The organism is Virgibacillus indicus (genome assembly GCF_002266285.1).
GTDB lineage: Bacteria > Bacillota > Bacilli > Bacillales > Amphibacillaceae > Virgibacillus_K > Virgibacillus_K indicus.
The window spans coordinates 1-417 of the sequence record NZ_NPMS01000058.1; the positions used below are offsets into that span (position 1 = coordinate 1).

The 417-nt window shown below is 51.6% G+C and carries 1 rRNA gene; it reads right to left on the minus strand.

Features of this window, described 5'->3' with window-relative positions:
- Positions 1 to 417 (minus strand): 16S ribosomal RNA (locus CIL03_RS19455); the annotation flags it as partial.

A 417-nucleotide genomic window follows, 5' to 3' on the forward strand; every position in this document is an offset into this window, starting at 1 on the left:
ACGTCATCCCCACCTTCCTCACGGTTTGCACCGGCAGTCTTGCTAGAGTTCCCGACATTACTCGCTGGCAACTAACAACAGGGGTTGCGCTCGTTATAGGACTTAACCTGACACCTCACGGCACGAGCTGACGACAACCATGCAGCACCTTGAAAATCGTCCGAAGAAAAGCATATTTCTACGCCTGTCGACTCCCATTTAAGCCTTGGTAAGGTTCCTCGCGTATCATCGAATTAAACCACATGCTCCTCCGCTTGTGCGGGCCCCCGTCAATTCCTTTGAGTTTCACCCTTGCGAGCGTACTCCCCAGGTGGGATACTTATCACTTTCGCTTAGCCACTCAACTTGCGTCGAACAGCTAGTATCCATCGTTTACAGCGTGGACTACCAGGGTATCTAATCCTGTTTCGATCGCGT